The sequence below is a fragment of the Niabella aurantiaca DSM 17617 genome (assembly GCF_000374125.1).
Lineage (GTDB): Bacteria > Bacteroidota > Bacteroidia > Chitinophagales > Chitinophagaceae > Niabella > Niabella aurantiaca.
In genome coordinates, this window is sequence record NZ_KB893648.1 from 77956 (window position 1) to 94410 (window position 16455).

The 16455-nt window shown below is 48.2% G+C and carries 17 protein-coding genes; 11 read left to right on the forward strand and 6 right to left on the reverse strand.

All coding sequences use genetic code 11. The annotated features are described in order from the left end of the window. Window positions 1-67: 67 nt before the first annotated feature. The 5 genes from B160_RS0126155 to B160_RS0126175 all read left to right on the forward strand — a co-directional run bounded on the left by B160_RS0126155 (window position 68) and on the right by B160_RS0126175 (window position 4597). A complete protein-coding gene (locus tag B160_RS0126155) occupies window positions 68-1132 on the forward strand; it encodes a branched-chain amino acid aminotransferase (RefSeq protein ID WP_018630932.1) in 1065 nt (354 codons plus the stop codon). Window positions 1133-1474: 342 nt separating this feature from the next. Further along, a complete protein-coding gene (gene rpsL / locus B160_RS0126160; RefSeq protein WP_026310044.1) occupies window positions 1475-1849 on the forward strand; it encodes a 30S ribosomal protein S12 in 375 nt (124 codons plus the stop codon). Between the two features lie 70 nt (window positions 1850-1919). After that, window positions 1920-2387, forward strand: coding sequence for a 30S ribosomal protein S7 (gene rpsG / locus B160_RS0126165; protein ID WP_018630934.1), 468 nt, complete (start codon window positions 1920-1922; stop codon window positions 2385-2387). A 124-nt stretch (window positions 2388-2511) separates the two neighbouring features. Then, entirely contained in the window at window positions 2512-3018 is a 507-nt protein-coding gene (locus B160_RS0126170) for a DinB family protein (protein WP_026310045.1), read from the forward strand. Between the two features lie 142 nt (window positions 3019-3160). Further along, on the forward strand, window positions 3161-4597 hold the full coding sequence (locus B160_RS0126175; RefSeq protein ID WP_018630936.1) for an AAA family ATPase: 1437 nt from the start codon (window positions 3161-3163) through the stop codon (window positions 4595-4597). Here B160_RS0126175 and B160_RS0126180 read toward each other — a convergent pair whose 3' ends face one another. The 4 genes from B160_RS0126180 to B160_RS0126195 form a co-directional block, all read right to left on the reverse strand. Continuing rightward, window positions 4598-4855, reverse strand: coding sequence for an acyl-CoA-binding protein (locus tag B160_RS0126180; protein ID WP_018630937.1), 258 nt, complete (start codon window positions 4853-4855; stop codon window positions 4598-4600). A gap of 158 nt (window positions 4856-5013) precedes the next feature. Further along, complete coding sequence (locus B160_RS30160; protein WP_018630938.1) at window positions 5014-6093, reverse strand: phosphatase PAP2 family protein; 1080 nt, start codon at window positions 6091-6093, stop codon at window positions 5014-5016. Between the two features lie 5 nt (window positions 6094-6098). Beyond that, window positions 6099-7727, reverse strand: coding sequence for an alkaline phosphatase PafA (gene pafA / locus B160_RS0126190; RefSeq protein ID WP_018630939.1), 1629 nt, complete (start codon window positions 7725-7727; stop codon window positions 6099-6101). Window positions 7728-7932: 205 nt separating this feature from the next. Further along, a complete protein-coding gene (locus B160_RS0126195) occupies window positions 7933-8424 on the reverse strand; it encodes a TlpA family protein disulfide reductase (RefSeq protein WP_018630940.1) in 492 nt (163 codons plus the stop codon). Between the two features lie 138 nt (window positions 8425-8562). On the opposite strand from B160_RS0126195, the gene B160_RS0126200 reads away from it, so the two are divergent. The 5 genes from B160_RS0126200 (at window position 8563) to yihA (ending at window position 13972) form a co-directional block, all read left to right on the forward strand. After that, on the forward strand, window positions 8563-8925 hold the full coding sequence (locus B160_RS0126200; protein WP_018630941.1) for a BlaI/MecI/CopY family transcriptional regulator: 363 nt from the start codon (window positions 8563-8565) through the stop codon (window positions 8923-8925). A 109-nt stretch (window positions 8926-9034) separates the two neighbouring features. Then, a complete protein-coding gene (locus B160_RS30920) occupies window positions 9035-11413 on the forward strand; it encodes a M56 family metallopeptidase (RefSeq protein WP_018630942.1) in 2379 nt (792 codons plus the stop codon). A 173-nt stretch (window positions 11414-11586) separates the two neighbouring features. Continuing rightward, window positions 11587-11859, forward strand: coding sequence for a hypothetical protein (locus B160_RS0126210; RefSeq protein WP_018630943.1), 273 nt, complete (start codon window positions 11587-11589; stop codon window positions 11857-11859). 447 nt (window positions 11860-12306) lie between these two features. Then, window positions 12307-13329 carry a GntR family transcriptional regulator gene (locus tag B160_RS0126220; protein WP_018630946.1) on the forward strand — a complete coding sequence of 341 codons (1023 nt, stop codon included), beginning with the start codon at window positions 12307-12309 and terminating at the stop codon, window positions 13327-13329. A gap of 10 nt (window positions 13330-13339) precedes the next feature. Beyond that, window positions 13340-13972: a ribosome biogenesis GTP-binding protein YihA/YsxC gene (gene yihA, locus B160_RS0126225; protein WP_018630947.1), complete on the forward strand. Its 633-nt coding sequence runs from the start codon at window positions 13340-13342 to the stop codon at window positions 13970-13972. Between the two features lie 40 nt (window positions 13973-14012). Here yihA and B160_RS0126230 read toward each other — a convergent pair whose 3' ends face one another. Further along, window positions 14013-14393: an RDD family protein gene (locus tag B160_RS0126230; protein WP_026310046.1), complete on the reverse strand. Its 381-nt coding sequence runs from the start codon at window positions 14391-14393 to the stop codon at window positions 14013-14015. A gap of 98 nt (window positions 14394-14491) precedes the next feature. On the opposite strand from B160_RS0126230, the gene B160_RS0126235 reads away from it, so the two are divergent. Further along, window positions 14492-15118: a hypothetical protein gene (locus tag B160_RS0126235; protein WP_018630949.1), complete on the forward strand. Its 627-nt coding sequence runs from the start codon at window positions 14492-14494 to the stop codon at window positions 15116-15118. Between the two features lie 11 nt (window positions 15119-15129). On the opposite strand, the gene B160_RS0126240 is transcribed toward B160_RS0126235, so the two are convergent. Beyond that, window positions 15130-16446 (reverse strand): MutS-related protein, encoded by a 1317-nt coding sequence (locus B160_RS0126240; protein WP_018630950.1) that lies wholly within the window; start codon window positions 16444-16446, stop codon window positions 15130-15132. Window positions 16447-16455: the final 9 nt, after the last annotated feature.

Sequence of the window (16455 nt, forward strand, 5' to 3'; positions counted from 1 at the left end):
TCCTAACAGCACTGTTCGTACCTTCGCTATACTCCCGTAAAGGTATCGGGATCAAAAATAATATTTTATGGTGGAAGCAATGAGTATTCCGGTAACGAAAACCGGTAAGAGCAAGCTGCAGGAGGTGGATTTTGACCACCTGGGTTTTGGTAAGTATTTTTCTGACCACATGCTGGAAGCGGATTACGTAGATGGTCAGTGGACAAATGTCAATATCCGCCCTTATGAGTCTCTTGGCTTTCTACCGGCCCTATCCGTGCTGCATTACTCACAGACCATTTTTGAAGGACAAAAGGCGCATAAAGATGAAAACGGCAATATCCACATCTTCAGGCCCCATGAGAACTGGAAGCGCATGAACCGTTCGGCAGAACGGCTGGCCATGCCATCCGTTCCTGAAGAGATCTTTATTGATGGTATGAAACAACTGGTGGAGCTGGATAAGGATTTTATTCCTGCCGGCTATGACGAATCGCTGTACATCCGTCCATTTCTTTTTGCTACGGAAGAAACACTGGGCGTAAAAGAGTCTTCTTCCTATAAATTCCTGATCATTACCGGCCCTGCAGGTTCTTATTTTTCCGCTCCGGCGCGCATTTATGTGGAAGAGAAATATACAAGGGCCGCGCCTGGCGGAACCGGTTTTGCAAAAACGGGTGGCAACTACGCCGCATCCCTGCTGTCTTCCGCGGAAGCAAAAAAGCAAGGCTATGACCAGGTATTGTGGATGGATGCCCTGGAACACAAATATGTGCAGGAGGTAGGGGCCATGAATATCATGTTTATCATTGGAGATACATTAGTAACCCCGGATCTTACGGACGGCACTATTTTAAGTGGCATTACCCGACTGAGCCTGCTGGAGCGGTTCCGTGACCAGGGTTTTAAGGTAGAAGAACGCAAAGTGTCGATCGATGAATTGATCGATGCTTATAAAGCCGGCAATTTAAAAGAGGTATTCGGGTGTGGAACAGCTGCCACCATTTCCCATGTTAAAGAACTGAAATACAAAGATTTTGTAATGGAATTTAATGTGGATAGCATGACCATTTCCGCAGAGATGAAAAAATACCTGCTGGATTATAAAGAGAACAAGCACGGTGATCCCTATGGATGGCTGGAAAAAGTATAAGTTGTAACAATTTCAACAGGTGAACGGGCCCGGAATACACTTCCGGGCCCGTTTCGTTAAATGAAAGACCTTTGACTATCATTGAATTAGGACCTTGCGCTGACAGGTATCGGTGTGCTACCCGAGCCACTTATAAGTAGTACCTTTGCAGGCCGTATATCTGTAATTTAATGAAAAACAGATGATTAGATATTTTCCGGTACAAGAGAGTGACACAACGAAGATGCTGGAATTACAGCAGGCGGCTTAAAAAATAAGAGAAGGGCAGAAAAAATGAGAATTATTTTTGAAAGTTCCGATACAAATGCTACCTTTGCCGTCCTAAATTTAAAGCATTAAAGAATGCCTACTATTAATCAGTTAGTTCGTAAAGGAAGAGAAATCATAAGGGCAAAAAGCAAATCCAGGGCCTTGGATCAGTGTCCGCAGCGTCGTGGTGTTTGTACCCGTGTTTATACTACAACTCCCAAAAAACCAAACTCTGCGCTGCGTAAAGTGGCTAAGGTACGTTTGACCAATAAGGTAGAGGTGATCGCTTATATTCCGGGTGAAGGACATAACCTGCAGGAGCACTCCATTGTACTGATCAGGGGTGGTCGTGTAAAGGATCTGCCGGGTGTGCGTTACCACATTGTACGTGGAAGCCTGGATACTGCCGGTGTAAAAGACCGCAAGCAGAGCCGCTCTAAGTACGGAACTAAAAAGGCTAAAAAATAATTAGCTGTCAGATATCAGCCCCGATAGCTATCGGGATCAGACTTCAGAAAAAAGAAAAAATTAGAATAAAATGCGTAAAGCACAAGCCAAGAAACTTCCGTTAGCACCGGATCCCAAATTCAATGATAAATTGGTTACCCGTTTTGTAAACAACCTGATGTGGGAAGGTAAAAAAAGTGGCGCGTTCACGATTTTTTACGATGCAATTGATAAGGTGGCAAAACAAACCAACGAAGATGGTTATGAGGTTTGGAAAAAAGCTTTGGCCAATGTAACACCAGCGGTTGAAGTACGTAGCCGCCGTATCGGTGGTGCAACCTTCCAGATCCCTGCAGAGGTTCGTCCAGACAGGAAGATCTCCCTGAGCATTAAATGGCTGATCCGTTATAGCCGCGACCGGAATGGCCGCAGCATGGCGGATAAACTGGCCAACGAGATCGTTGCTGCCAGCAAGGGCGAAGGCGCCGCTTATAAAAAGAAAGAAGATACCCACCGTATGGCAGAAGCCAACAAGGCGTTTGCGCATTTCAGGGTATAACAATACTAAAGATGCTTTAAACAAGGGCCCGTTCCGTAAGGAGCGGGCTTTTTGTTTGCTGCAAATACAGTATTTTTATAAGCGACCCCGGAATGGGTCTGCGGGTATCAAAAAACAGAATCTTTTGGAAGTAAAAAAAGAAGTTTGGTTACGCGGGGAGAAGGACCCGCACCTGGCGGCGGAGCTGCAGCCCGCTGCAGATGCATTGCTACAGGCCGGCGAAGAGCTGGAGGCCCTGTTAAAGGATTTTCCCGACGCATGGTTATGGGACCGGCCGGCTGGTGTGGCCGCTGTCGGTTTCCACCTCAAACATATTGCCGGGGTGCTGGACCGGCTCCTGAGCTATGCCGAAGGCAACATGCTTGCCCCGGAGCAACTGGAATACCTGGAAAATGAAGTAGCAGCAGGCGAGGCTACCGTAAATGAATTGCTGCAGCAGGTGCACGGTGCTATTGAAAGATGCATTGCACGGTACCGGCAATTTTCTTCTGCTGCGCTTGCAGCGTCCAGGAGTGTGGGCCGCGCCGGACTCCCTTCAACCGTGATCGGGCTTTGTTTTCATGCCGCGGAGCATACCATGCGACATACCGGGCAGCTGTTAGTTACGGTGAAAATGCTTCAAAACCAGTAACTGGATCGACCGGTTACCGGGGCCTGTTAAGGGAGTTATTTTCATCAGATGTGGACGAAAATAGAAAATTATACTTGTCCATAACTGTATTTGTGTGTATATTTATGGACGAGTATAAAAATATATACTTGTCCACATCTATATGCCGGAGACGATCATTGGCCGGGAGGCCGAGAAGAAAATACTGAAAGACATGCTGGGCTCGAAGGAAGCGGAGCTGATCGCCATTTTGGGGCGGCGCCGGGTTGGAAAAACCTTCCTTGTGCGGAGGTATTACCAGCAACAGCTTGTATTTGAGTGCACAGGTCTTCATGAAGCTGGCCTGGCAGAGCAGTTGCTGAATTTTAGCAAAGCCCTTCAGCAGGCCATGCAGTCTGCGATACCCCCGGCAACCCCGGATGGCTGGATGCAGGCATTTGCTTTTCTCGGTGCTTTTCTGCAAACAAAAATTAAAACGCAACCGGTGGTGGTGCTGTTTGACGAATTTCCATGGATGCACACTCCTAAATCCGGGTTTTTAACGGCCTTTGGGCATTGGTGGAACACCTGGGCATCGCGCCAGCCGCAACTGAAAGTGGTCATCTGCGGTTCGGCAGCATCCTGGATGGTTGAAAATGTGCTGCACAACCGGGGTGGCCTTCACAACCGGGTAAGCCGTACCATCCGGTTATTGCCTTTTAGCTTAAAGGAATCCGAAGCGTATCTCGCAAGTCGCGGCATCCTGTTGGACCGCTACCAGGTATTGCAGCTTTATATGGCGATGGGAGGCGTTCCCCAGTATCTGAAGCAGGTTGACAGGGGAGAAAGTGCCAACCAGGTTATTGATAAACTTTTTTTTGAGCGGAACGGAATGCTGAAAACCGAGTTTGATGTACTTTACCGGTCCCTGTTCAACAATGCCGGCCATCATGAGTCCATCGTCCGGCAGCTGGCAAAAAAAGCAAGTGGAATGAGCCGGACAGAGATCATAAAAGCATGCGGGTTCACTACTGGCGGAACAACGACCCGGTTGTTTGAGGAGCTTGAGCAGTCGGGGTTTATTGCTCAATATATACCCTTTGAAAAAACTTCGCGTGATGCCCTCTATAAGCTATCGGATGAATACTCCCTGTTTTACCTGAAATTCGCTGACCGGGCCCGCGCTATGGGGGCAGGCACCTGGCATAAGATGGCGGCGGGGCAATCGTATAATAGCTGGAGCGGTTATGCCTTTGAAGCCATTTGCCAAAAGCATGTACCGCAGATCAAGGAAGCCCTGGGAATCAGAGGTGTATATACCGAAGCCTCTGGCTGGCGGTACATTCCGAGACAAGGAGAGATGGGCGCTCAAATCGATCTCCTGCTGGACCGCCAGGACCATTGTATCAATGTATGCGAAATGAAGTTCTCAGATAAGGCCTTCGTCATTGATAAAAAGTATGCATCGGAACTGGACCGGAAACTGAGCGTTTTTAAGGAACGGACAGGGACAAAAAAAACGGTCTTCCCCACAATGATCACCACCTATGGCACAAAGCAGAACGTCTATTACACCGGGCGCATTACATCGGAGGCAACAATGGAAGATCTGTTTGTATGATTACCCCTTCAGTTTGCCGACCAGCTCAATGTACTCCTGCATGGCAGCTTCTTTTGACTTTCCTTTTTGTTCTTCCCGGGCGTTGTATTTAGCTTTTGCTACAAAATCGAACGGGTTAGAAGGCACTTCTGTGTGCACATCACCTTCGGTGGCCTGTTTGTAGAGGGCGTATAGTTGCAGTAATATTTCGTTGACCGGCTTTTCGGCCAAAGTCTTGCTGGCAGCCACCGCGGCTTCAAATTGCTGATCGAGTTCCATACTTTGCTGATTTATTCGTACTAAAATACGGCTTGGGACGCAATACAGCACTGCGGGGAAGATTTCTTGTTCGGCGTCAAGGAGAGGGGAGGACGTAGACGTCTCATACAGCAGTGGACTAAGCCCTGTGAGGTTTTAAAAACCCACGGGTCTATTGCCTAAAACGAATAAATAAAGCCGGGAATGACCTGGTTGTTGATGCGTACAAAGGTTAAAGACAGGGACGACCGGTCATTTTTATTCATACCGATCGATTTTAGCAGCTTCCTGCTCCGGCTGGCAACGGTTTTGGCGCTCAGGTACCCCATGCCCAGCGCCAGGGGGTAGTCGCTGGCCCAATGTACGTCGTTATCGATCATGGAAAGACCTAAAAGCGCAACCATGCCGTATCCGATGGGCTTAATAAAGCGGCTTTCAGGATAGTTCTGTGCCAGGATGGTTACGCTGCTCATCAAAGTGGCCAGGTGGCCGGAAGGGAAGGCATCGTAATTGGGCGTATTTTTTTGGTATTCTTTAATAGAGGGAAAGGGGTGCCAGTTGCCACCTGGGCTGCTGGCCATAAAGGGCGATTGACGGCCGGTGATCCGCTTTACCAGCTGAGTGCTGGCGCCCATCAGGAAAAAGGATTCCAGCAACTGACTGGCCGTGCTTCGCGAGCGGTAATCATTGGCTATTTTGCCATAGGTGAACAGGCCGGCGCCTACCAGCAGGCTGATATATCCCTGACCCATCTGGTAAAAAGCGCTGTTCAGGTTGTTGGGGATCCTTAACATGCTGGTTTTTGTACTTCCTGCTTTAAGCTCCCATACCGTTTTATATGAATTATTACGCTGGTAATGGATCCTGTCGGAGAAGCGGTGCAACTCATCGGCAATGGGCTGATCCAGCGCCAGCAGGATGCCGGTGGCCCCTGCTATCATGATCCAGGGTTTGATGCTTTCTTTTGAAAAACTGTTTTTAACATAGCCCCATCCGTCGCGCGGCAGGTCGGTGATAAAACCAAAGTTCTTTGGTTTGGGATAAACCAGTGTAATACCCTTTCTGAGATGGTACACCTGCTCATCCCTTGCCGGGGAAGCCTCATGCTCCGTTTTTAATAACAGGGAGTCTATGGATACGGGTAGAACAGTATCTGCCTGGGGGCGGGTATCAACCGGAGCCCCCAGGCTGTCTGTTTGCGCGTGCACGCTTATAAAGGATATGAGGGATAAAAGAAAGGACCCCAACTGCCTGCTCATAAAACTTATTGCCCTACTTCGGGTATCACACTGCCAATGCATCCGTTGGGACGCTGAATATGCAATAACGCGGCAAGCGTGGGCGCAATATCGGTCATATGCACTTCCCGCGTCAGCCTTCCGGGTTTGATGCCCCAGCCAAACCAAAGCAGCGGGATATGGGTATCATGCGGGTTCCAGGTTCCATGGGTGGTGCCGGTACCGCCGGGGCTTCCGCTGAACCATGCCGGATCCAGAACGATCTGGATAGGGCCGGAGCGCTTGGGATTGTGCCCGTTAATAATCATGGTTTTAACAGGCTCGGGTATGGATGCGTTGCCAATATTTTCCACGTCTGCTACGAACTGAACCCCGTCTTGTTTTTGCAGGAATGCAACGGTTGCTTTTTTGATAGCTGCAAAATCGAGTTTCTTTTTTTCGATCCGGTCATTGTCGAAATGAATCTGGTAGTTGGCGCCTGAGCGTACGAGTTTCTCTTCCCCAAACTCAGCTTTCAGCTGGTCGTTCAGCTCACGGATCACTTTTCCGCCCTGGAAGAAATCGGCTGGCATTTGGTGCTCCTGCATAAACCCGATCGAATGTGCTGCACCATGGTCTGCTGTCAGAAAAACGAGGTAATTGCCTTTTCCTACTTTTTGATCCAGGTATTTAAAGAAAGCATCCAGGTCTTTATCCAAACGCAGGTAAACATCTTCTACCTCGATCGAATTGGGCCCGTATTTATGACCTACATAGTCGGTTGAAGCGCAGTTGATGGTAAGGAAATCTGTAAAAGACCCGGTCCCTAACTCGTAGCCGTCAACGGCGGCTTTTGCAAAATTCAGGGTCAGCGTGTTTCCGTAAGGGGAGCTGCGGATCACATCCGGATCCTGCTTGAAGATCTCGCTGAGATCGTGCGGAAAGCTGGTGGTCTTTTCTCCTTTGAATTTCCCTTCCCACCTTACGTCATCAGCGGTGCTTTGTGTATAGGTATTGATGGGATAAAGCGTGGTCCAGGGTTTTGATGTCAATGCTTCCGGTTCTTTTTGGGCATTGAATTGCGCCACCCAGCGGGGCAGCTCTTTCATATACCAGGTGCTGGTAATGAACTGGCGACTTTCGTCATCAAACCAGAATGCCGCGTTGGGATTGTGCCCGGCGGGTAAAATGGATGCCCGGTCCTTGAGGGAAACACCCACTACTTTTGAGCGGAAGTTGGTGGCCAGGCGCAATTCATCGGTGATGGTTGTAGCCAGGTTGTTCCGCGGAGACATTTTGCCGGCCCTGGAATTGCTGCCCACACCCTGTACGGTGGAGTCTTCGGTACAATAAACGGATCTTCCGGTCAGCTGGTCTACCCAGTCATTTCCCGTAATGCCATGTATGGCAGGAACCGAGCCGGTAAATACAGTAGTATGCCCTACTGCTGTAAATGAGGGCAGGTGGCTGATAAATGTGTTTTCACAGGAATATCCTTCTTTTAGCATCCGGCTAAAGCCCCCGGTGCCGTAACGATCGGCATAGCGGTAAAGATAGTCCCAGCGCATCTGGTCTACCACGATGCCAACAACCAGTTTGGGGCGCTTTACGGCATTTTGTCCAGATCCGGCAAGGGCAATGACCAATGCAATCAGTAGAAGGTGAATTTTTTTCATTGTAATAATCAATTTGCTCAAAAATAGTGAAAGGAAAGGGATAAAACGCACCGGTTGTGTAAAGTTTCGTTGAATAATTCCGGTTCGCCGGCCGGGTCTGGCCGATGGTATTTTCAGCAGCAGGGAGCAAGCAACATAATGAAGCCTGGAGAAAAGCGGGAACGCTTTTCCACCAGGCGGTCATTTCAAAAAACAATTAAAAAAACTATTTGCCGAAAACTTTTAAAATGGTTGCTACCGACATGGAGCCTTCAAAACCGCTGATCAGCTGCTTGTTGCTGTTGTAGAAGGCATGGAACGGAAGATTTTTAATGCTGTAATAACCCGGCAGTGCAAAAGCATAGTCTTTGCCTACAAGAATATTGGGATACTTCTGAAGTTGATAATGTGCGGCAAACTTCGCCATTTCTTTTAAAGGAAGGGGTGTTGCCATGATGATCTGAATGTCCCGGAACTTTTCAATGTTTTTTATCAGCTCTTCTGTTTCATGTTTGCAATGGTCGCATTCGGGGCTGAACACCATGATCATTACCGGTTTGTTCTTTTGTAGTTTCGCCTTTAACTCCCAGCCGGTGCTGTCTGCAGATAGCAGCCTTACAGAAGGAATGGTTTTGTATTGCCGGTATGGAGGAAGCGCCTGGCTGCGGGCGCCGCTAAAACTTAAAATGGTAACCAGTAATAATAGTAAATACTTCATCTTGTTGGTTTTATAAAAATAAATGCTCCCAAAGATAACAATAGGATGCGGATTCGGTTGTGAGGGTTGTCTTAAAAGGATAAAAAATTTTACCTTTGTTACGAATTATTCGTAAATTTACTTCAAAATCGTATAGTGATGAAAAAATTAACCGCTCAGGAAGAGCAGCTGATGATCGCCATCTGGCAGGTGGGGGAGGGAAACGTAAAGGCATTTATGGAGCAGTTGCCCGGACAGCTGCCTTACACAACAGTGGCTTCCACTATTAAAAACCTGGAAAAAAAAGGGTACGTAGCCAGCCGGCTGTTTGGAAATGTGTATGTGTACAAGCCGGCTATTTCCGAAGATGAGTATAAAAGGAAATTTATGGGAGGCGTGGTGAAGGATTATTTCAGCAATTCCTATAAGGAGCTGGTGAACTTTTTTGTAGATCAAAAGAAATTATCGGCCCAGGAACTGAAGGAGATTGTAAAGATGATCGAAAGCGGGAAGAAGAAATAACGATCAGTTGTCAGCTATCAGCTTTGAACTTTCGACTTTCAGCAGTGGGCTCATGGCTAAAAGCTATTGGAATCTCAACTCTCAATTCTCGAATCTCAACTTCTATACTATGCCTGTCATTATTGATTATATCCTTAAGCTGAGTATTTGCCTGGCCATTGTGCACCTTTTTTACCAGCTGTTCTTAAGGCGGCTTACCTTTTATAACTGGAACCGCTGGTATTTGCTGGGGTACAGCGCTCTGAGCTTTGTGATCCCGCTGATCGACATTATGCCGGAGTTGCAACGAAAGGCGCTGGACCGGAATGTGTTTGTGCAGATGATACCGGCATTTGGGTTTTCACCGGCTCCTGCAGGTGCTTCGCTGCTGCAATCCCTGTCTGCCTGGGATTGGATAATGATCGCGGGAGTTGCGGGGTCGCTGATACTGCTGGTGCGTTTCTTTGTAATGTTTTTTTCATTCATCCGCATCAGAAAAAGAGCACAGCTGATCTCAGATGCCCGTACCCGTATCTACCAGCTGGATGAAGATGTACGTCCGTTTTCCTTTGGGAATGCCATTTTTATCAATACAGAACTGCACAGCGGTGAAGAGCTCGAAGAGATCATCCGCCATGAGTTTGTGCATGTACGGCAAAAACATACTATTGATATTATCTGGAGCGAGCTGCTGTGTATCCTGCTCTGGTTTCATCCTTTTGTATGGCTGCTGCGCAAGAGCATCAAGCAAAACCTGGAGTTTTTGGCCGACAAGCAGGTATTGCAAAATGGCATGGACAAAAAGGAATACCAGTATCTGCTGTTAAAGGTCATGGGCAATAAACAATTTGCCTTTGCCAATCATTTTAATTTTTCATCTTTAAAGAACAGGATCGCCATGATGAATACCATTAAATCTGCAAGGATTCACCTGACTAAATTTTTGTTCCTGCTGCCGGTAGTGGCCGTGCTGCTGCTGGCCTTCCGGAAAGAGGTGATACGGGAGGAAAAGAACAAGGCGGAAGTAAATAAGGAGCAAAAGGCGACGGATGGTGAGGATATTATTCAAAAAGCAACCAGGATGGCGGAGGGCTCGCCAAAACCTGTTTGGATAGTGGGTGGCATACCGGTTGCCGTGGGAAATGGATCCTGGGCTTATTTTGATAAGCAGGAGCTCGCAGGCCCGGATGATTTCAAGGTCTGGTTTGACGGGAAAATCATAGACATGGAAGAAGCCAATAAGAAAGTGAACCGGTTTGTCTTAAAGGGTGTGGGAACGGCTACCAAAGCAAATGCATACAGGGAGTTTGGCATAAATGAAAATTTGCTCCTGCTTTCTTCCACAGGCCGGTTCGGCTCCGGGCGCAGGCCGGCTAAAGACACCGTTCCTGCTCCTCGTACATCCAAAGCGAAGATCGTTTTATCTCATGCAGGGACAGATCCGGAAAAAAGACCGCTGATCGTGCTCGATGGTATAACACAACCCAAAGGCTTGACCCTCGATAAGGTAGATGCCCATACAATTGAGAGCCTTACGGTTTTAAAAGATGCGTCTGCTGAGTCATTATATGGCGAAGGAGGTAAAAATGGGGTATTGATCATTACTACAAAAAAGGCGGCGACGACTATCCGCGATTCTTCCCAACTGCAGAAGAATATCCGTCTGCAGCAAAAAAACTCTGGCGGGTCTCAACAACCGGCGCTGCCCTTAAAAGGCAAGGTAACCGGCGTGCATGTTATAGACCGGGGTATTGTAGCATCGGGCGTGGGTGATGAGCTGGTGTATAAGGGATACGGGCCCATAAAACCGGGCAACAGGTCCGCCGGAACGCTTATTTCCGGCAGTGGTAAACCTTTAGAAATGTTTAAGGGCGTTTATGTGATCGATGGAAAGGTACAGGATGGAAAAAGCCTTAAAGATCTTCCTCCTGACCGTATTGAGTCCATAGATGTGTTTAAGGGCGATAAAGCCCTGGACCGGGGATATGGAGAAAAAGCGAGGAACGGCGTCATTGAGATCAAAACAAAGAAGCGCGAAGAGCACAGGGCTGCTTCCGGGCCGGCAATAGCTCCAAAAGAAGTGATGGTGATAGGGTATGGAACAAAGATCCGGCCCGCCCGGGCCGGAACCACCGTTGTGCAGCCGGCAGTTAAAACAGGACATCAGCAACAACAAAAAAAAGGAGCGGATTCCCCCGCTATGCGCCCGGCAAAGCCGGCACCGGCTGCCATTACCTTCCGGACGGCATATTCCTATGATCTTGTACAAACCCCCGCGCCGGAGGATAAGGAGGTTGTTAAAAATGGAAAATCACCCAAACATTACCTGCAGCTTCGGTATGTCGGACCGGTCGGGAGTGATAAAAAGGCAGGAGCCGCGCTTGCCAGGCCCGGAAAGCCGGTTGCTGTGAAAAGCAGCAGTAAGACAATACCGGCCGATACCATCCGGATATACGACAAGCTGGATACAGAGCGTATTTTTAAACGGGTGGGAGGTATGAATGAGTGATCTCATTTCTTTCACCACCGAAATCTATGCGCGCATTTTACAGAAAAAGTAGCCGGGTATTAACAACCCGGAAGAATAGGCTCTGTGAAGGGCTGTAAATAATAGCTGCCCGGCAAAAGAAGATGCTTTTGTTAATAAGTATTGCTCCTTGTTATGGACAAACGCCGGCTGAAATGGAAAATTTAATAGCAGAGGCCGACTCTATTAAGAACTCCAAGCAGCTGAATCGGGCGAGACAGCTGGCAACTGTCAACGACTATGGACCGCCTTCGCTTTTTGCGCTTGCGGCGTTGTTCACCAATACAGGAAAAACCAATATTTATTCCGATTGCTGGAAGCGGAGCCTGACTGCCGGCGAGGTGGCTATGATCTTTGCAGACCATACTGAAAGGGTGCCATACGCTACCCTGACCGGCATGCAAAATTGCACATTGACTTTTTCATAAAAATTGATTTTTTGTAAAGGTTCCGTTGCGCTGCCGGACAAAACATACTTCTTATTTGCCCCTACGCAAACCGGAGTACCCGGCAGGAGCCGACAAAAGGACCGGTGGATGAATGGGGCCCGCAACTAAAAACAGGAACAGCAGCGATCAGTCACCTTGAGTTTTCAATTTGCGTTGCAAAATCAATGAAGCCATGACAAATCCGCTTTGGGTCATCCTGAACTTGTTTAAGGATCTGCCTAAATCATGCGTAGATGCCGAAACAATCCCGATCGCCATCGGGATGACATAACTGAAGTATAATTGATTTCCAATGCGTAAGCAATCTGTCATTGGCATCCGTGTCCTCATGACCGCGAAAAATGTTATGCACCTCCCGCGCACTTCGTCTGTTTATCTTCATTTATTTTTCCTATTTTTATTTGCAAAGTATGGCCTGTTATTGAGATGAGTATTTTTAAGTATATTGAACTGGATGTTTTATCCGCCACCCCCAAATACCAACAGTTAGCCCAGTCGATCATGAACGCGATTGCCGATGGCAGCATCCGGAAGGATGAGATCCTGCCTTCGATCAACGAACTGAGCTACGAGTTTGAGATTTCCCGGGATACGGCCGAGAAGGCCTATAAACACCTCAAGCGGATGGGTGTGCTGGGTTCCGTGCCGGGCAAAGGGTATTTTGTAAAAGCCGGTGAACTGCAAAGCACCCTGAAGATATTTTTGCTTTTTAACAAGCTGAGCACGCACAAGAAGCTGATCTATGATGCATTTGTAAAAACGCTGGGGCCCACAGCCCTGATTGATTTTTACATTTATAATAACGACTTCAACTTATTCAAAAAGCTGATCTCCGGCATTGAAAAACAATATACCCATTTTGTAATAATTACCCATTTCCTCGAAGGCGGGGAGGGTGCTCCCGAGATCATCAATGCATTGCCCAAGGAAAAGCTGATCCTGCTGGATAAGCTGGTGCCGGGTGTTACCGGCGATTTCAGCGCGGTATATGAAAATTTTGAAGAAGATATCTACCAGTCGCTCGAGAAAGCGCTGGACCGCCTGAAACACTATGAAACCCTGAAGATCATTGTGCCGGAGTATTCCTATTTCCCGCAGGAGATCACGAAAGGTTTTAAGCGGTTCTGCCAGCAATATGCTTTTAACGGGAAGATTGTGCACCATATTCAGAAGGAGCTCATTGCCCCTAAGGAAGTATATATCTGTCTGATGGAAGATGACCTCGTGACGCTCGTGGATAAGATTATAGAAACCCGGTTGGAGATCGGCAGGGAGGTGGGAGTGATCAGCTATAATGAAACGCCCTTAAAAAGACTGATCCTGCAGGGGATCACCACATTTTCCACTGATTTTTCCGTGATGGGTGAAGAAACGGCAAAACTGGTACTCAGCGGAGAAAAACAGCAGGTAGCGGTGCCTTTTCATCTGCGATTGCGCCCTTCCCTGTAAATTTGCAGCTATGGAAATTTTGTCCGCGACCTACGTTAAGAGCAGTGCTGCTTATACGCAATGCCCCAAAGCCGACCGGCCGGAATATGCTTTTATAGGCCGGAGCAACGTTGGAAAGTCCTCCCTGATCAATATGCTGTGCCATAAGAAGGCATTGGCCAAAACATCGGCGGCGCCGGGAAAAACACAGCTGATCAATCATTTTGAGATCGTATCCGGTACGCGTGATAAAGCCGGAAAAATGAAGCAGTCATCCTGGTACCTGGTAGATCTTCCCGGTTATGGGTATGCAAAAGTTTCACAAAAACAGCGGAAGAGCTGGTCGATGATGATTGAACAGTATATCCTGAAAAGGGAAAATCTTGTCAGCTTATTCGTGCTGATCGATAGCCGGCATGAGCCGCAGAAGATCGATCTTGAATTTGTTAACCAGCTGGGTGAGTGGGGGATCCCCTTTGCCCTGGTGTTTACCAAAGCAGATAAAAACAAGCCGGGCGCCACTACCCGGAACGTAAACGCCGTGCTGGATGTATTGAAGGGAACCTGGGAAACACTGCCGCAGTATTTTGTTACCTCTGCTATCGACAGACTGGGCCGGGATGAGGTACTGGGGTATATTGCGGTGCCTGGCGGGCAGCAATGATCTGCACATTCCGGGCCGGGCGTTTCGCCAAGGCCACCGGCTACAGCTTGATCATTACGCTTCCGGAAAGGATGTCGTGGATGGCCCTTCTTTGTTTGCTGGCTCCTATAGTAAAAAAAGATACCAGTCCGAGGAACAGCTTAACCGGGTACCGGAGCAGCGACTGGGCAAAACCGATCTTCTTAAGCGGATCGGTGCTTTGTCGCACCCGGATCCCCTTTATATAATTTCCCAGGGTGCAGCCCAGCGCGATTAACAGGGGCTCGTAGATGATCAGGAAGATAAAAATGCCGATCTTAACGGCGTCGGGCACCTGCTCATAGCGGTCGAGGATCATGGCAGCAGCAAACATAAGCAGTACCAGCAGTCCGAGGTCGATAAGGGAAGACTGAATTCTGTCGATTACTTTGGGGTATGTCATGGCTCTATAGAATAAAAAATAATACTCAATATAGTACAATATTTCTTTTTTATTGTTGCGTTTGTCATACAGGGGACGTTATATAAGAAAAGCTTATTGTGAGAAAAGCCTGCCTGATCCTGCTGCTATTTTTTCCTGTAAAGGGGAACACCCAGGTATTAAAGAACTGGTATGCCGAAGCACAGGCTGCGGGGGGCCATAGCTGGTACAGTAATTATCGCGGACATACCCTATGGCACCCACATTATAAAGGCGGAGTGAACCTGGTGAAGATGGGCGGCAGCCTTGTTGGTTTTGGCGTCGGAGCCACGTTTAGCGGGGAGGGAGTTTCTAAAAGATGCGATCGATTGGACACGCGCGCAATTGAGAATGCGTACTATGTAAAAGTTCCATTATTCGCCAGGTTCCTATTCTGCCGGGCACGAAAAATAAAGCCCTTTGCAGACGCCGGTGTGGAGTGGGGCTTTTTCATGGGCGGGCAAAGCTGGTCCGTTCACGATGATAAAAAAAGCTCCAAAGAGAATACCACGGTTACCAATGAAACTGACCTGGGGCTGTTTACCAGGCTGGGGGCGCAGCATTGTCTTAATGACCGGTTCGTTATTTCGGGCTTTGGAAGCTATTGTCACGGGCTTTCGCAAAAACATGTTTTAATGGGTGGAACCTCCCCCTTTATTACCAACCGGAGTATCGTGATCGGGATCGGGCTTGCCCGTATGTTATGATAACGGCTGTGTTACAACCGTTCCAGCATTTCCACAACTTTTTCTTTTTTCAAAATAAAATAGCCCAGGCGGTCCTTGCTGATGCCATCCTTTAGTTGATAGCTGAAGGATAGCGTATCCCCTTCGATCTTGGTTTCAAAATGTTTAAATGCAATCGAGGGCATAGGCGCTAACTCTTCACCGATCTCATACAAATGGGTGGAGAGGATGAACAGTGAGCTTTTTACCTTCAGCAGCCCCTGAATCACCGCCAGCGAGCAGCGCATGGCATCCTGCACGTTGGTGCCCTTGAACAGCTCATCGATCAGCACCAGCCATTTTTGTCCGTTGCTCACTTTTTCAACCGTATTCCGGATGCGCTGTACTTCATTGAAGAAAAAACTTTCGCCTTTAACAATGTTGTCCACCACATTGATGTTGCTGATGAGGCCCTCAAACATCGTCAGCTTCATGGAGCGCGCGGGCACGCCCATGCCGATATGGGCCAGGAAGACGGCGGCGCCCACCGATTTGATCAGGGTGCTTTTTCCGGCCATATTGGCTCCGGTAAGGAACAGGAAATTATTTTCCTGGTTGATCTTCAGCTCGTAGGGCACAGGTTCCTGCAATAAGATATGGTAAAGCCCTTCGGCCTCTATTACTGGTGTGGGCTGCTCTGTAAATTCCGGGAAGGCGAGGTCGTAGTGTTTAACGGCCATGGCCATGGAGTACCAGGCATCCAGGCGGCTGTAGATGTCCATCAGCTCCTGTATGGCATGTTTGTGTGCTTCCCGGAGCTGACCTGCAAAATACAGGTTCCGGCTCATGGGGAAGGATTGGTCCTTCTCTGACTCGGATAGTTGGTTAAATGCTTCGATCTTTAACAGCTGGCCGATCCGCTCAATATATATGCTGAACCCTGCCGGCAATTCCACTTCTTTCAACAGGTTTGCGATCTGCCGGATGCTTCTGAAAAAATCGGCAAAATGATTGATCGAAAAGCGCACCATCGAATAATCGGCATGATGCAGCACCCGGTAAATGGCCGCATCCAGCGCGTTTGGCCGGTTGCTTACCCTGTCCAGCGCGTAGTCGAGGAACCGGTCCATTACCAGGATGGTGCCATTGGTGATGTCTTCCGGCCACTCGTCTACATGCAGGATCAGCTTCCGGAGAATGGTTTGTGTGCCCCGGATCTTTTCAACATCGCTAAAGGGATTGGAAAAGAAATGCCGCAGCCATTCCCTTCCGCCAAATGTGCGGGTAAAGTTGAGTTTGTGAAAAATGGAATAGTCCTCTTCCGGGTGAAAAATAGCGATGTCGTTAAAAGAGATGTGATCGATCTGCATGTTTCTTGT